The organism is Bradyrhizobium manausense (assembly GCF_018129685.1).
GTDB classification, from domain to species: domain Bacteria; phylum Pseudomonadota; class Alphaproteobacteria; order Rhizobiales; family Xanthobacteraceae; genus Bradyrhizobium; species Bradyrhizobium manausense_D.
The window spans coordinates 383,524-398,296 of sequence record NZ_JAFCLG010000005.1 but is presented as its reverse complement, the minus strand read 5'-3'; the positions used below and the strand labels follow the sequence as shown (position 1 = coordinate 398,296).

General features: G+C 65.5%; 15 protein-coding genes. All 15 read right to left on the bottom strand.

What is annotated here, in order from left to right:
• Positions 1 to 1,094 (bottom strand): replication initiator protein A (locus JQ621_RS16520; RefSeq protein ID WP_249125320.1); only part of this gene is annotated, 1,094 nt, incomplete at its 3' end.
• Positions 1,095 to 1,112: 18 nt separating this feature from the next.
• Positions 1,113 to 1,394: a helix-turn-helix transcriptional regulator gene (locus tag JQ621_RS16515; protein WP_006022608.1), complete on the bottom strand. Its 282-nt coding sequence runs from the start codon at positions 1,392 to 1,394 to the stop codon at positions 1,113 to 1,115.
• 139 nt (positions 1,395 to 1,533) lie between these two features.
• Positions 1,534 to 2,076 (bottom strand): DUF2285 domain-containing protein, encoded by a 543-nt coding sequence (locus JQ621_RS16510; protein ID WP_223806899.1) that lies wholly within the window; start codon positions 2,074 to 2,076, stop codon positions 1,534 to 1,536.
• The gene (locus tag JQ621_RS16505; RefSeq protein WP_006022609.1) at positions 2,000 to 2,308 is read right to left on the bottom strand and encodes a transcriptional regulator domain-containing protein; all 309 of its coding nucleotides are present in this window, start codon (positions 2,306 to 2,308) and stop codon (positions 2,000 to 2,002) included. The genes JQ621_RS16510 and JQ621_RS16505 overlap by 77 nt, the downstream gene beginning before the upstream one ends.
• A gap of 111 nt (positions 2,309 to 2,419) precedes the next feature.
• Positions 2,420 to 2,686: a DNA -binding domain-containing protein gene (locus tag JQ621_RS16500; protein ID WP_024343455.1), complete on the bottom strand. Its 267-nt coding sequence runs from the start codon at positions 2,684 to 2,686 to the stop codon at positions 2,420 to 2,422.
• A 101-nt stretch (positions 2,687 to 2,787) separates the two neighbouring features.
• A complete protein-coding gene (locus JQ621_RS16495) occupies positions 2,788 to 3,042 on the bottom strand; it encodes a helix-turn-helix domain-containing protein (protein WP_006022611.1) in 255 nt (84 codons plus the stop codon).
• A 184-nt stretch (positions 3,043 to 3,226) separates the two neighbouring features.
• On the bottom strand, positions 3,227 to 3,550 hold the full coding sequence (locus tag JQ621_RS16490) for a DUF736 domain-containing protein (RefSeq protein WP_006022612.1): 324 nt from the start codon (positions 3,548 to 3,550) through the stop codon (positions 3,227 to 3,229).
• 581 nt (positions 3,551 to 4,131) lie between these two features.
• The gene (locus JQ621_RS16485) at positions 4,132 to 4,572 is read right to left on the bottom strand and encodes a hypothetical protein (RefSeq protein WP_006022613.1); all 441 of its coding nucleotides are present in this window, start codon (positions 4,570 to 4,572) and stop codon (positions 4,132 to 4,134) included.
• Between the two features lie 142 nt (positions 4,573 to 4,714).
• The gene (locus tag JQ621_RS16480) at positions 4,715 to 4,882 is read right to left on the bottom strand and encodes a hypothetical protein (RefSeq protein WP_006022614.1); all 168 of its coding nucleotides are present in this window, start codon (positions 4,880 to 4,882) and stop codon (positions 4,715 to 4,717) included.
• Positions 4,883 to 5,060: 178 nt separating this feature from the next.
• Positions 5,061 to 5,465 (bottom strand): hypothetical protein, encoded by a 405-nt coding sequence (locus JQ621_RS16475; protein ID WP_137903083.1) that lies wholly within the window; start codon positions 5,463 to 5,465, stop codon positions 5,061 to 5,063.
• Positions 5,466 to 5,598: 133 nt separating this feature from the next.
• Positions 5,599 to 6,522 (bottom strand): DUF2493 domain-containing protein, encoded by a 924-nt coding sequence (locus JQ621_RS16470; RefSeq protein WP_006022616.1) that lies wholly within the window; start codon positions 6,520 to 6,522, stop codon positions 5,599 to 5,601.
• 308 nt (positions 6,523 to 6,830) lie between these two features.
• Positions 6,831 to 7,868 (bottom strand): DUF7146 domain-containing protein, encoded by a 1,038-nt coding sequence (locus JQ621_RS16465; RefSeq protein WP_006022617.1) that lies wholly within the window; start codon positions 7,866 to 7,868, stop codon positions 6,831 to 6,833.
• On the bottom strand, positions 7,868 to 12,181 hold the full coding sequence (locus tag JQ621_RS16460) for a strawberry notch family protein (protein WP_006022618.1): 4,314 nt from the start codon (positions 12,179 to 12,181) through the stop codon (positions 7,868 to 7,870). Before JQ621_RS16460 ends, JQ621_RS16465 begins: the two co-directional genes overlap by 1 nt.
• A gap of 149 nt (positions 12,182 to 12,330) precedes the next feature.
• On the bottom strand, positions 12,331 to 12,744 hold the full coding sequence (locus tag JQ621_RS16455) for a hypothetical protein (protein ID WP_006022619.1): 414 nt from the start codon (positions 12,742 to 12,744) through the stop codon (positions 12,331 to 12,333).
• A gap of 166 nt (positions 12,745 to 12,910) precedes the next feature.
• Complete coding sequence (locus JQ621_RS16450; protein ID WP_249125319.1) at positions 12,911 to 14,683, bottom strand: ParB/RepB/Spo0J family partition protein; 1,773 nt, start codon at positions 14,681 to 14,683, stop codon at positions 12,911 to 12,913.
• Positions 14,684 to 14,773: the final 90 nt, after the last annotated feature.

Here is a 14,773-nt window from a genome sequence, read left to right as displayed (position 1 = left end):
GTTCGTGAACTGAGTTCGCTCTCTTGGCACACAGTTCGCTGACTCGGCACCGGTTCGCTGAACACGGCACATCGACAGAGGTTTTCCACCTCTCGCGCGCGCTCTTCAAAGTTAGATTCTCTGTTAGATTCTAAGTTAGCGAGGCGATTTTCGGTTCTGCTGTCGTGGGTTAGGCCGTGTTTCGGTTCCCGTTGGCACGAGGGGCCGGTTCCTGATGGCACGCGCTTTCGGGTTCCCGATGGCACGAAGCCTTTCACAGCTTTTCCACAGGGCGGCGTCCGCTCGAAAGCGAGCAACGTTCGGCCGCCGGCCTCGATCTCGAGGAACAGCGTGTAGCCGGGAAGCGGCTGGCGACGGATGATGTCGCGCAGCTCGAAGGCGAAGCGTTTGTACGGTGACAACGCGCCGGATTTCTGGTGGAGGTGGCGAAAGTCGAATCGCCAGCCATTGCGCTGGCGCCCGCCGTGCTTGCGCACCAGGCGATAGAGCCAGCGATCGAGCCCGCCTGTGAGATCGAAATAGGCCCGGTCGATCGTCAGCACGAGCGCATCGTCGAGAACGGCCTGATAAAACCAGTCCGGGACGATCATCTCGATCCCGTCCGGCTTGCCGTTGCGGTTGGTGCGCTCCTTCCACTCGTTGATCCACGAGAAGCGATGACGCCGGCCCTCGGCGGATTGGCGGATCGAGGTGCAGACCGTCGTGGATTGCAGACGATCGAGCGCGGCCTTCAAGCGCTGATAGTCGCGTAAGGACGTGCCGCGGCCGATGAATTTGAGAATTTCATAGGGCGTGGCGACCATCAGGCGCGACGTGCGCAGGCCGGCGTCACGCGCCTCGACGATCTGGCTCGCCGCCCAGATCAGGATGTCGGCGTCCCAAATGGTCGCCATGCCGTGATCGGGCACGGCCTCGACGCGGATCGACACATTGCCGGCGGCGAAGTCGATCGGCGCGACGCGGTGCGATTTGGAGAGGGAGAAAAACGGATAGGCCATGAGATCCTGTGCGTCTCGTGCTGCGAACTCGCCGGGGAGCGCACGGAACAGATCGAGCTGCCCGCGCTCCGAGAGGGACTGGTGTCGCGCCGCCATTCGGGAATCCGGGGGCGATCAGCGCGCGTATCGTCCGGCATGTGCCGGCGGCGCAGGCGTATGGCGCTTGGCCGGAAGCACGCTGCCGCGCGGATCGGAGGTGGAGGTGACGGCGCCGCGCTCGGCCCAGGCCTCAAGATCGTCGACCGCATAAACGACGCGACCGCCGAGCTTGCGATAGGCCGGACCCGTTCCGTAAGTCCGATGCTTTTCGAGGGTGCGGGCCGATAGGCTGAGGAATTCGGCGGCTTCCTTGGTGCGCAGGTAGCGCGGCGGGAGAACGGCGAGATCAGGTCGCATGGGAGGGCCTCCGTGGGTTCGTTGGGGCCGCCGGGAAGCGGCGGGTAACGAAGGCCACGTTGGCGAAGCAGGGCCGGCGAGATGCAGGGCGAATTCAGGGGGGCCTAAATTCGCCCACCAAGAGTCGGATGGAGATCGGCTAAAGTTGCCGCCGATGACGAAGCAACGTGCGATACCCACCCACCATCATCGCGCGGGCATCTCGAAGCAGGGCTTTGGTGGCGTGGCGGGCGGAAGATGCCTGCCAGTCGTCGCGACCGAGAGCGCCGATCCGAAATATGACCTGCGCAATTTCTTGCTGGGTCGCGCCCGCGCGATGACCGTCGAAGGCCTGCAGCATCCGGCACAGCCGAGCACGTTGCTGCCGTGTCAGTCGGGTGTCGGGCGGTATGGCGCGGCCATGGAGGGCGGAGAGCAAGCGGGCGACCGATTGGAGCCGGTCGAAGCCTTCCAGGCCGAGCGGGATGAAGGCGCCAAGAGATTTGGCGGGTCGTGTCTCGGACGGATGAACAAGCGCTACGCGCTGACCGTTTCCGAGATCGAGAACCAGATGGGTCTCGCTGCCGACATCGACGCTTACGGCGGCGTCGATCGTCGGTTGGGGATCAGCGCTTGCGGACGGAATATCCGGAGGTGGGCCAAGAACGATGGCGCTTGTGTCTTCCTGGGGAAGCCAGATCACCTGCGCTTCGGGAGGTGCCTGCATCGGGTCTACGGGGAAATCGCAACCCCCACCGCTGCCCGATCCCGTCGGTCAGCGTGCGCAGATCACTTTCGCTGTCGCCGAGCGCTTGAAAATCCCTGTCGTAGGTTTCGTTGCGGCGCAGCCATTCCCACGCGACGTCGGACGCGGTCATGTCGGCGACGTGCGCATAGCGTTCCGATGAACGCCAGCCGGAAGCATCTGGTGTCATCGCGATCCTCCCTAGTCTTTGAATTTGTGGGAGAGTCAGGATTCCCGGCTGGGTTGTTCAGTGGAAGTCAGAGGGCCGGCAAAGGGTGGTGCCGAAACGGCATCGCGGCGATCACTGTGCGGAGCGGACCAAGTCTCGATAGCCGTGCTCGGTCATCCACTGCGCGCGGGCGAGATGCGTGTCATGGACCTGGCGGCACCGCTGCGGCTCACGTGCCGTATCGAGGCCAAAGAGAATCTGGACGGCTTCGCGCCAATCAGCTCCGTCGCGCGAGGAATCGAGCAGGCGCAGATAGAGAACCATATGCTCGCGGTCATAGGCCGTGAGGGTCTGGCTGATCGGAGGCGCATCGAGAAACGGCGGCATCGCGGATTCCATCAGGCGACTATATTCGCGCGGAAAGCATTCGTTAACACTCGTGCCCGGCATTACTGTGACAACGTGCGATGGATGGTGTGCGCCACGCGATCACGGCGCTGCTAACGCCTCGTCGGCCGGTCGTCCCGCTCATGGAGCAGCAGCACTCCTTCGCCCTTGTCGGTGGAAAGCAGGACGATACCGGCTGTTTCAAGCGCCCTTCGCACCTGATCGCGCGTCGACTCGTACACCTCTAATCCACTTTCGGACTCAAGGCGCTTGAGCGCGGTTAGCGATGTCCGGGCCTTGTCAGCGAGCGTCTCCTGTGTCCACCCCAGCAACGCGCGTGCGGCCCGCGATTGTCGGGCGGTGATCATGCATGATCACCTCCCACCGACGGACACACGCTTGCCAGAACTACGACTATAATAGTCGTTCTTTGCGCCCATTGCGAGGGTAATCGGCGTCTCAGGGCTGGCGGTGCCCTCGCCGGGCGGCCGAAGTGATTCGCGCTAGCAGTGGAAAGGCCCCGGCCTGTTCGGCCGGGGCCTTGCTCGGGGCTCAGTCGCCGCGGCGGGTCGGGCGGGACCAGATCAGCGAGTGGGTGTCGCCGTCCTCGTCGTCGAAGAGGTTGGCGTAGATGGGGGCGTTGAAGCTCGGATCGTCGAGCTTGAGGCCCAGATAGTCGCGGCCCTCGTTGGAGCGCTTGGACCAGGCGGCGCCGATTTCCGCGCGGCCGACCAGAACCCGGTGGCTGGGGGCGTTCTCGCCGGTGGCGCGGGTGTCGGGGACGATGCGCACGCCCTTGGCTTGGACGCTGAGGGTTACGATTTCGCCGGTGAACTCGTTCGAGCCGGTCTTCTTGAAGGTGCCGATGGTCGCCATTGTAAGTCTCCGTTTCGTTTTCGGGACCGCTCCATTGCGGCCTCGATGGCGATCGACAGGCCGGAGGCGACCGACGCCGCATCGCTTGCGACCGGAGCAACGCGGAGGATGGCAGGAACGACTTTGTTGTTTCGCGAGGAATGACGGCCTTGGCCGGCAGGGGAAGAAAGTCGGGACGCGCCGTTGCGGCATAGGCGGTCGAGGCGCAGCCGTCCTTCGGTCAGATCAGGCCATTGGAGAGGCCGTTCGGAGCGGTCTGGAGACAATCAGGAACGGAAGATCATGGCGACCCGGTCGCAACCAGCAGACGGCGCAAGCTGAAGATCATCTGCGACCCGTCCTCCCCTTGTACAGGCGAGGGTCGAGCTTTCGTTTCGAAGTCGGCCAGTGGAGATGACGCCCTCGACTTCGTGTTGCACCGTTCCCGCGCACAGAGGCGCCGAGCAGAAATCCGGGCGCTGTTGAGGCGGCCGCACGATGGGCTTCAGTCAGGTTCCGGTGACGCGGCTCCCTCTCCAACTGCACAACGCTGAGGGCTGAAACCCCCGACTGGTCGTCCCGGCGACGGTTCCGTCGTGGTGTCAGGCTGGTGCAATGCCCTGGCTGGACGGGCCGGTGCTTGCCATCCCAGCGACGCGCGCGAACGCGGTGACGCCGACCGCGACCGCACCGATGACGGAGAACACGAGCTGCCAGGTCTCCGACGGCATGGTGTGTTTCACGATGCCATGCGTGGCGTGGAAGCCGGCGATCGCCGCGGGTGCGACAAATGCCAGCGCGATCAGCAGGCGTGCCCAGAGCGGGCGGACAATTCCAAGCAAGAGCTGCCCCACGCCCAACGTCAGGCCGGCGCCGAGCATGCCGATAAGGATGGCGCCGAGCCAGCCCGCGCCAGTGTCATAGGCCCAGGTGCCGGCGGTCACGCCCGCGAAGAATGGCAGTGCGAACACCGCGAGCGTGAACAGCAACCAGCACAAGATGCCGATGGCTGCGAAGGATAGGACAATGCCGAGGATAATCATGGTGGTGTCTCCGAAAGAGCAAATTCTGACGGTCGCGCCTTCCACCACCACCACGGCGCATTCGGGAGCATAGCAAAAGCTGTGCTCCGTCGGGAGCGGAAACCGCAGGGGTCTCCGCGTCGCCTGGAAGGGTGGCGCGCCGTCATGGCGCGAAGGGATCGACCTCGTGGACGATCTCCGAGACGTCGCCGTCGTATTCGTTTGCGGGTGTCACCGAGAGAGTGCCGTCGCCCGCGCGGAAGATGACGATGACGGCCATCAGCGTGGTGGCGAGGCTGAAGGCGAAGGCGTGTGCGTCGGGGAAGGACATCGATCCGGCTCCTGTTTCGAGCGGAGGACCATCCCCCCGCTGACAGGCGCCCGATGTGTTCGGCCGATGGCCGCAATCACCGCGCAGGCAACGCCGGCGCGGCGGCACGCTATGCGTAGTCCGACCCTTTACGGGTTGATGGCGTCAGGCCATCGGCTGGACCAAGGACCAGCGCCATTCAGCGGGGAGTGGTCTTCTCCGGGCTGGAAGCCGAGTCGATGTGGCCGTGACGTTGGTGAAGCCGTACTGTCTGCGCGAGCTGCCGTGCGACCTCACCTGCGTCATCCGCAAAGCCTGGTGGCCATTTCCTCGACGGCTCGCGCTGAAACCCGCCACGCTGAAAATGCGGATGGAGGTGGCTGATAATCCACTCGATGCGTGAAGGAGGCACCAAGCCGGCTTGAGCCGAATAATGGAGTGCCTTGGCGAGATCGTGCCCGATGTTCGCGCGGTTCCAAACATCATCGGTCGCGACGTTAAGCAGATAGGATTTGAGGAGGAGTTCGATGGCAATTGCAATCGCATGAAGGGCTTGATTGTCGAATCCTTGATCCGCCGCCCATTCGGCGGCTGCAGCCTTCACGGTGGCATTCTCCAGGAAAACCGCAGCGAGAACGGCGTCCGAACGTGCCGGTTTCGGGAGTGGCTTCAGTCGCTGCATTCGTTGCGTTATGCCATAGGCTTGGCCGTTTAGCAGGTGCCCGATGCGGCGGCGCTTACGCGCCGCCGAATTTCCACACCGGGATGCCGAGCTTCTTGGCTTTGTCGGCGAGGTTGTCATTGATGCCGGTGCCGGGGAAGTGCAGCACGCCCTTCGGCAGGATTTGCAGCATCTCGTCATTGCGTTTGAAGGGTGCTGCCCGGCCGTGCTTCGTCCAGTCGGGTGCAAAGCCGATCTGTGGGACATTGCGATTCCTGGCCCAGAGAGAAGCGATCTTCTCGGCACCCTTCGGCGACTTGCCGTGGATCAGCACCATGTCGGGGTGCTTCTCGTGAACCTGGTCGAGCTTGGCCCAGATGAGGTGATGGTTGTCGAAATCGAGCCCGCCGGTGACGGCGATCTTCGGTCCAGGCGGCAGGAGCACTTCCTGCTCGGCACGCTTCTTCGCCATGATGAAGTCGCGGCTGTCGATCATCGCCGAGGTGAGGTTGCGATGATTGACCTTCGATCCTGACCGCGGGAGCCAGGCTTTGCCGACCTGGCGTTCGTAGTGCTCGGCGGCCTGGTCGCGCATCAGTTCGAAGGCGGTCTGGCGTTCGACCTGTGTCTTGCCCTCGGCGATCAGGCGCTCGAGATCGACCGACTTCACCTCGCTGCCGTCCTGTTCGCGTTGGGAGCGCTTTTGGGCCTGCTCGTTGTCGTCGAGCTCGCGGTTGATCCGTTCGGCGGCGCGATGAAAGACGTTCACGGTCGACCAGAGGAGATCGTCGAGGTCGGGTTCGAGGCGCGTGTCCTCCAGGGTCACGATCAGGGCGTCGAAGATGTCGGCGACCGCGCCCGCGACCGCGTTGCCGTCCGGCAGAAGCCGCTGATCGGGTTCGTCGGCGAAAGGCCGGTAGCCGTGGAGCTGCAATTCGTTGAGGACGTGGTCAGTCGGTGAGGATTCGTGGTGCGGTTCGTAGTCGTCGAGATCGCGCATCGGATGCTCCGTCGGATGGACCGCGACCGTCGCGGCCTTCATGGCGACGAAGCACACCGGCGGGGCGGCCCTGCACCCGGAGCGCGAGCGAGGGCCGGAGCGTCAGCGGAGGATGGCGGAGGCCGGCTATTTTGTTTCGCGATGGAAAGCGGCCCCTTGGGGCCGCGCCGGAAAATAGTCGGCCGCAGCCATTGCCGGGCCGGCCTGCCTGTGGGCCGATCGCCCTCTCGAAGGCCGAGGCGCGGTCCTCTCCGATCCGCTGCGTCTGAGCGAGTACGGCGGCGGGGCCGCTGCCGCTTCCTTACCGGCTATGCCGCCAGCGCCATGAAGCGTGCGACGTCCTGCGGCCCGAGCTGTACCCGAGTCTGACTGCGCAATGTCGCGATGCCGAGGGTGCGGAGATCCTCGTTGAAGTCCCCGAGCTGTGGAGAGATCACGATCGCCTCGATCCCGGCCGCGTTCGCCCGTTCGATCAGGCTGTCACGCGCACCATCGCCTGCCGGATCGTCATCGCGCAGGATGTAGAGCCGCCGCAGCGTGTCCGGGAACAGGATGGCGGCGAGATGTGCCGCGGAGAGCGCCGCCACCATCGGCATGTTGGGCACGACCTGGCGGATTGAAAGGACCGTCTCGATGCCTTCGCCGGCTGCCATCACTTCGCCACCAGCGCCAAAGCGGACCGCGTTGCCGAGGAGATCGCCCATCGCCCGGCGCGGGGTTTCGAATGGCGCCTTGTCGTGGCGTCGTGAGTCGAGCCAGGTGCGATGCGCCCCGGTGATCATGCCGTCGAGGTCAGTGACAGCGGCGATCATGGCCGGCCAAGTCTCGGTCGGCGCATGCTCGTCCGGGCGATAATAGCAGTGCGGGTGGAAATACAGATTTCCGGCTCCACGGAGATCCGTAATGCCGCGTTGCCGGAGATACGCCGCGACGATTGTGCCCGCAATCGGCTGCGACATGCGGATGAGGCGCCGTGCGGCTTCGGGCGATCCATGTGGTGCGGGCGCCAGCGGCTGGAAGGCGGAGGGTTCCGGCGCTGGTGGTGGCATGCTGAGGAAGAGCCGAGCCTCGTCGGCGACATCCTTGAAGTCGATGAGGCCGCAGCTCTCGCGGATGACGTCGAGGAGGTCTCCATGCTCGCCGGTAGCGGCGTCAGTCCATTTCCCGGCGGGGCCTTTGGGCGAGTCCTTGAGCCGGACGTACATCGAGCGGCCCTTAGTGTTACGGGCGTCGCCCACCTGCCAGTAGTTGCCCTGACGGTGGCCATTGCTGAGATAATGGCGGCACACCGCCTCGGCCTGTCGGCCGAGACGTTGCGCGAGATCGGATGCGTCGAGACGGGCCATCACGCTGCCTCCCGCTCGCCGACGCGCTGGATCGGGTAGGTGCCGATCAGCTTGCCGATGATGGTCGCGCCGTCCGCGCCGACGGGCACGAAGAAGCGGAGCTTCCACGAGATGATCTCGCTGAAGAGGCCAAAGGCGCGCAGGCGCTCGCGCATCGCGTCGGTGAAGCCGGAGAGTTCGATGCGATCGGCGCCCATGACGCGCACGCGACGGAGTTGGAGGCCTTCGGCGAGATCGAGGATTGTCTTGCCCTCGATGAGCGCGGCATAGGCATGGTCGGCGGACAGGTTCGTCGTTCCGACTGTCGTGGCGTTGGCGACCCATGCGGGCGACACGCGGCGGCCGATGATCCGTTCCCCGTCATCGGTCTGGAGCCGATAGACACGGCTCGACTCGTTGGGCAGCCGCTTCCAGATCGGCAGCAGCAGGCCAGCGACGATGTGGATCGTGGAATCGGAATAGGCTGGCACCTCCGCGATCTCGGCGTTCCAGGCGGCGGTGAACTCGGCGCGACTGGCGGCGATCCAATGGCTTTCGTCCATCATGCGGATGGAGGCGTGATGCTGCTCCATCGGCCGGATCAGCCGCACGCGGCGTTCGATCTCCCCGTCGTCGAGCATCAGCGAAGGCGCTGGAAGCTGAACCGCGGCGCGGTGGGAGCGCTCGTTGACCAGCAACTTGGCGACCGGATCGTCGAGCCAAGCCATCGCCTCCTCGGCGGTCATCGGCCGGTTGCGCTCGCGCTGTTGGATGGTCAGCAGGCTGGTTTCCGCGCCGGTGCCGGGATGGGTGTAGATGGTCTGGCGATCGGTGACGACGAAGCTCTCCGCGCGCAGCGTCTCCAGTCCGATGTCGTAGATGCCGGCGGCGATCGCGCCCTCGACCTTGGCGGTCAGAAGCTGCTCGAAGGCGGCGAACAGGACGTCCTGCAGGTCGATGGTGAGCGCGAGCAGGCGGTTGAGAAAGGTTGTGATCGGCGGGAGCTCGTCCTTGATGCCGTTGTCGTCCATCAGCTTCAGGCCGGTCGTGTCCTCGAACCGCTGGAGCGAGCACCCTTCGATCTTGCCGCGGACGATCAGGATGTAGAGCTGGCGAAGCGCATCGCGCGCATAGTGGCTCTCCAGATTGTCCTCGGGTCGGAACAGGCCCTGGCCGCCGGTCTGGCGCTGTCCGCGCGTGATCGCGCCCAGCGTGTCGAGCCGGCGCGCGATGGTCGATAGGAAGCGCTTCTCCGCCTTCACATTGGTCGCGATCGGACGGAAGAGCGGCGGCTGCGCCTGGTTGGTGCGGTGGGTGCGGCCGAGGCCTTGGATCGCGGCGTCGGCTTTCCAGCCCGGCTCAAGCAGATAGTGGACGCGAAGCCGCGTGTTCCGTGCCGACAGCTCCGCATGGTAGCTGCGGCCCGTACCGCCGGCATCGCTGAACACGAGCACGCGCTTCATGTCGTCCATGAAGGCCTGGGTCTCGGCGAGATTGGCGGACGCCGCGCGGGTCTCGACCACAAGGCGCTGTCCCTTGCGCACGATACGACGCGAGCGGCCGGTGACTTCGGCCACCACGTCCGCGCCGAAATGCTGGACGATCTGGTCGAGCGCGCCCGGCACCGGCGGAAGGCTCGCGAGTTTCTCGATCAGCTCGGTGCGGCGGGCGACCGCCTCGCGGCTCTCGACCGGCTGGCCGTCGCGAAAGACCGGACGCGAGGACATATTGCCCTCGCCGTCGCTGAAGGGCTCGTAGAGCTGCACCGGGAAGGAATGGGCGAGATAATCGAGGACATATTCGCGGGGCGTGATGTCGACGCGAATGTCATTCCACTCCTCGGTCGGAACTTCGGCCAAGCGCCGTTCCATCAGCGCCTCGCCGGTCGAGACGATCTGGATGACCGCGGAATGCCCGGCCTCCAGGTCCGCCGCGATCGAGCGGATCAACGTCGGCGTCTTCATCGATGTTAGCAGATGACCGAAGAAACGCTGCTTGGCGCTTTCGAAGGCGGAGCGCGCGGCGGATTTGGCCTGGCGGTTCAACGTCCCGGTCGAGCCGGTGATGTTGGCCGCCTGCATGGCCGCATCGAGATGGTTGTGGATGATGGCGAAGGCGCCGGCATAAGCATCGTAGATGCGCCGCTGCTCGGCGGTCAGCTCGTGCTCGACCAGCTCATATTCGACGCCGTCGAACGACAGCGATCGGGCGGTGTAGAGGCCGAGCGCGCGAAGGTCGCGGGCAAGCACCTCCATCGCCGCGACGCCGCCGGCCTCGATCGCCTCGACAAACTCGGCGCGGGTCGAGAAGGGAAAATCGTCGCCACCCCACAGACCGAGGCGCTGCGCGTAGGCAAGGTTCTGGACCGTGGTGGCGCCGGTGGCGGAGACATAGACGACGCGGGCATTGGGCAAGGCGTGCTGCAGGCGAAGCCCCGCGCGCCCTTGCTGCGAGGGCGTGACATCGCCCCGTTCTCCCTTGCCGCCGCCAGCGTTCTGCATCGCGTGCGCCTCGTCGAAAATGATCACTCCGTCGAAATCGGAGCCCAACCATTCGACGATCTGCTTGACCCGCGAAACCTTCTCGCCGCGGTCGTCGGAACGCAGCGTGGCATAGGTTGTAAATAGGACGCCTTCCGGCAGAGCGATCGGCTTGCCCCGCGGGAAGCGCGAGAGCGGCGTGACCAGCAGGCGCTCCATGCCGAGTGCGGACCAGTCGCGCTGCGCATCCTCAATCAGCTTGTCGGATTTGGAGATCCAGACCGCCTTGCGCCGGCCCTGCATCCAGTTGTCGAGCACGATGCTGGCCGACTCGCGCCCCTTTCCGACGCCGGTGCCGTCGCCGATGAAGAAGCCGCGGCGGAAGCGGACGACGCCGTTTGCATCATCGGCGGCGGCCGCCACGACATCGAAAGTGTCGTCGATGGTCCAGGAACCTGCGAGAAAATCGGAATGGGCTTCGCCCGCGAAGATCAGGGTTTCGAGCTGGGAGTCTGAGAGCGAGTCCATGATGGTCGCTGGCAGCGTCGGCCGATAGCTCGGCTTGGGCGGGGCGACCGAGGCCATGGCGGCGGATTGCACGAGCTTGGTGGGATGGGCCTGAGAGCCGGGAATACGGATCGTCTGCAATCCGTATTGCTCGTAGATCGCGTCGCTGAGGCGGGCGCCCTCGGCCGGGGTCCAGTCGACGGTCTCATAGGCGAGCGGCACGCCCTCGGGATCGGCGAGGCCCACGCGGGTCGCCGATGTCGCCGCGGTGCGCGCGAGATAGCCGCGAACGGTGCGCGGCGTGGCGCCGGTCGGCATGACCTGAACAGCAGGCGCGACAGCCAGGCGCGGCGGCACATGCTCGGCGATCCACGTCATCAGCGTGGCGATGTCGGGAGCGGTGCCGGGGGACGCCGGAAATGCGGATGGCTCGTCGGCCGGGATCTTGTCGATCACGGTCAGCCGGGTTTCGACGGTCGTGCCGTGCTTGGCATAGACTGAGCCATGGACGGCGGCGGTGAACACGACGCGGCCCCTCTCCTGCAGGCGGACGAAGGCGTCGCGCCAGGCCGGTATGTCGGGGCCGAAATTCGCGCCGGTGATCGCGACCAGGCGCCCGCCATCGGCGAGCCGCGCGAGCGCGGATGCGAGATGGCGATAGGCTGCGTCGGCGACACGCCCCTCGACATTGGCGAGGACCGAGAATGGCGGGTTCATCACCACGATTGTTGGGACGGTCGCCGGGTCGAGATGATCGTCGATCTGGGCTGCGTCGAAGCGGGTCACGGGAATGGCCGGAAAGAGGGAGGAGATGAGTGCGGCCCGGGTTTCGGCGAGTTCGTTGAGGACAAGCGTGCCGCCGGCGATCTCGGCGAGGATGGCGAGCAGGCCGGTGCCGGCCGATGGTTCGAGCACGCGATCGGCGGGTGTGATGGCGGCCGCAGTGATCGCGGCCAGGCCGAGCGGGATCGGCGTCGAGAATTGCTGGAAGGCCTGCGCCTCCTCGGAGCGGCGCGTGTGGGTGGGCAGAAGTCCCGCGATCTTGCCGAACAGAGGAACCGCCGCAGCCGGAGACCCGGCTTTGCGCAAAAGCGCCTTTCCGTATTTGCGGAGCATGAGGACGGTTGCGGCTTCGCAGGCGTCATAGGCGTCCTTCCAGTCCCAGGCGCCGGCAGTATCGGACGCGCCGAAGGCGGTCTCCATGGCGGTGCGCAAGACCGCGGCGTCGATGCGCTCGCCGCGCTCGATGTGAGGAAGGAGGAGAAGTGCCGCGGCATGGATGGCGGCAGCGTCGGTCGGCTGATCGGCGGCGGTCGGCAGCGCCGCCGCAAGGGTGTGAGCATTCATGGGAGACGTCCTCGGGAGAGCGGAGCGGGAAAGCCCGCCGGCGCTCTCTCTCGGACCGGACGGGCTCAAACCCGTCCCGGCCTTCCTCTCGCTCTCAAGGGGCGCGGCCCGGCCGCGCCATCAAGCGACAGACAATGGTCTCGATGATGTCAGGCACCATCGCCGCCATCGATCACCTCGGCGAGCCAACCGTTGGTATAGATCCACGCCACAGTTTCGCCGGTCGCGAGATCGAGGACATGCGCGCCGCCACCGAAGCCATCGAGACGCGGCCGGGAGCAGGTGTTGGCGTACTGAAAGCCCCATCGGCCGGTGAGGTGGAATTCGGCGGCGCAGCGTATGACGAACTGGATCAGCCGTTCGGGATCGCCGGTGACATCGTCGCGCATCCAGAGTTTGGAGCCGCCATGCTCGGGCTGGATGGACAGGAGGAAGCCATCGGACGGCGGTTCCTCGGATGCTCCGTCCTCGGACAGTTGGTTGTAGAGATCGAGCGCGCGGGCTGCGGTCTCGGGCGTGCCGACATCGAGCAGGCATGAGAAATGGGTGAAATAGTCGGCCATGAGGCCACTCCCGGAGAGCAGGGAACGGGAGAGCCGGCAGGCGCTCTCTCCTCCATGTCCGGCTCGCCACGTCCGGGCCAAACTCTCCCTCTCGATCGGCGCGCATGAAAAAAGCCCGACGCCCCCGAAGGGACGCCGGGCTCGTCAAGTCAGATGAGGACCGCCGTCACTCCGCGGCGGCGAGGTGCCGTTCCTCCTCATCATCGGTGTTGGTCTCCTCGTCATCGCCGTCGAGGAAGTCCGGCAACGCCTCGTCGCCCTCGCCAGAGTCCGCCTCGGTGCTTTCGGCATCGGCGCCGGAATTGCGCAGCGGTTCGGGCAGCCAGCCCGTCTCGGCGAGGAGACGTTCGGCTTCGGTCGCCATGTCGCCCTTCTTCAGATGTGCGATGAGTTGGGCGGCGCGCTCGCCGGCGCCTTCACGCACCGCTTCGAGGATGCGGGGCTTGGTGACGCGGCCGAGATAGTTGGCGACGGTCGGCCGCCACCCGGCTTCGGCCATGTCGAGCCCGACCGCCAGCGACAGGCGATCGGCTTCGGCGATGCGCTGTTCGACACTATGCGCCGAGACACGGCCACCGTAGCGATCGGCCCGCTCATAAAGCGCATTGACGCCGAACGAAGCGCAATGGGCGAAGAGTTCGGCCTGTTCGGGGCCAGTCAGTGCGGCCAGCCCATCCCAGAGATCAGCGACTTTGGCCGGGAGCCGTTTGCGCCAGCTATCGTGCCGGGCCTCGATCGCCTTGGCATAGACGCTGTCACGAAGCCCTTCGGGCTGCGAATGGAAGGTCGTGCCCCGCACGCTGACCTCCATCGCGAAGCCGTACTGGCTGCCGCCGTAGAACACGTCCTGGCAGAACTTGTGCAGGACGGCGACGAAGGCGACCGAGGGATCGGTGGCGAGCTTGTCGCGGAGCGCGAGGGTGCGATCGGCGGTCAGCTCCGTGATCAGTCGATCGGGGAGCGGCTTGATCGTGTCGTCCTCGTCCTCCTCCTCGGGCTCGGCAGGTTTGCCGCAGATGGTGATGACCGCGCGCTGGACCGAAGGCGACGCCGGATAGTCAGCGTCATCGTCGCCGCCATCCTGCTCTTCACCCTCGCCATCGCCCGCCTGGTTGGCGATCTCGTCCTCGGGTCGGACATAGCCGCGGTCGATCGACAGCGTGCCGTCGGCGTCCAGGCTGACGAAGACCCCGGCGATCGCGATGTCGGCGGGTTCGTAGTGGACCGGCCGCTCGTCGAAGCTGGCGAGCGCGGTTTCGATTTCGCCAAGGCGCTGATCGATCTCGTCCGGCAACTCGTCGGCGTTCTCATATTCGGCCTCCAGCTTGGCGCACTCGGCGTTGAGCGCCTCGATGGTCGCCTGTTCGTCAGCCGTCAGGTCGAGCGGCGTGCCCACGATCTCGCGCAGGCCGTGGGTGGCGCCATAGGGGAAGCTCATCGCCACCTCGATCCATTTCCAGCCTTCGCCGGCGATCGCTTCGGCGGAGGCTTTCAGCTTGTCGGCGACCAGGCGATCGAGCAGCGCAGGATCCTGCAGCCAGCCGCCGTCGTCATCCTGGAAGAGATCGCGCAGCACGCAGCCGCCGTTGGTTTCATAGGCATCGATGCCGACGAATACGGCCCGCTTGTCGGATGCGCGGACGGCGGTCTCGGTCAGCATGCGCCGGATCTGGTAGGGTTCCCTCTGCCAGCTATTGCGAACCGACTCCCAGACCTGCTCCTGACGCGCATGATCGTTGGTGACGGTGAAGGCCATGAGCTGTTCGAGCGTGATGCCGTCCTCGGCATAGATATCGAGCAATGACGGCGAGACGGCCGCGAGGCGAAGCCGCTGCTTCACGACCTGGACGGACGCGAAGAATGCAGCCGCAATCGCCTCCTCGGTCATGCCCTTCTCGCGCATCGCCTGGAACGCGCGGAACTGGTCGAGAGGATGCATGCTTTAGGTTATGCGTCAAGTGTCCTGTTAGCTGGATGACGTTGATTCTTTAGTCTTCTTGGCTGCGCCTTGCGTTTTGGGTGTCTCTTT

Bases quoted from the DNA above. Each gene is read 5' to 3' on its own strand.
- JQ621_RS16490 (WP_006022612.1), bottom strand. From the start codon at position 3,550: ATGGCGACCATCGGCACCTTCAAGAAGACCGGCTCGAACGAGTTCACC.
- JQ621_RS16455 (WP_006022619.1), bottom strand. From the start codon at position 12,744: ATGGCCGACTATTTCACCCATTTCTCATGCCTGCTCGATGTCGGCACG.
- JQ621_RS16500 (WP_024343455.1), bottom strand. From the start codon at position 2,686: ATGGAATCCGCGATGCCGCCGTTTCTCGATGCGCCTCCGATCAGCCAG.
- JQ621_RS16495 (WP_006022611.1), bottom strand. From the start codon at position 3,042: ATGATCACCGCCCGACAATCGCGGGCCGCACGCGCGTTGCTGGGGTGG.
- JQ621_RS16515 (WP_006022608.1), bottom strand. From the start codon at position 1,394: ATGCGACCTGATCTCGCCGTTCTCCCGCCGCGCTACCTGCGCACCAAG.
- JQ621_RS16465 (WP_006022617.1), bottom strand. From the start codon at position 7,868: ATGGCCCGTCTCGACGCATCCGATCTCGCGCAACGTCTCGGCCGACAG.
- JQ621_RS16450 (WP_249125319.1), bottom strand. From the start codon at position 14,683: ATGCATCCTCTCGACCAGTTCCGCGCGTTCCAGGCGATGCGCGAGAAG.
- JQ621_RS16480 (WP_006022614.1), bottom strand. From the start codon at position 4,882: ATGTCCTTCCCCGACGCACACGCCTTCGCCTTCAGCCTCGCCACCACG.
- JQ621_RS16460 (WP_006022618.1), bottom strand. From the start codon at position 12,181: ATGAATGCTCACACCCTTGCGGCGGCGCTGCCGACCGCCGCCGATCAG.
- JQ621_RS16470 (WP_006022616.1), bottom strand. From the start codon at position 6,522: ATGCGCGATCTCGACGACTACGAACCGCACCACGAATCCTCACCGACT.
- JQ621_RS16505 (WP_006022609.1), bottom strand. From the start codon at position 2,308: ATGACACCAGATGCTTCCGGCTGGCGTTCATCGGAACGCTATGCGCAC.
- JQ621_RS16485 (WP_006022613.1), bottom strand. From the start codon at position 4,572: ATGATTATCCTCGGCATTGTCCTATCCTTCGCAGCCATCGGCATCTTG.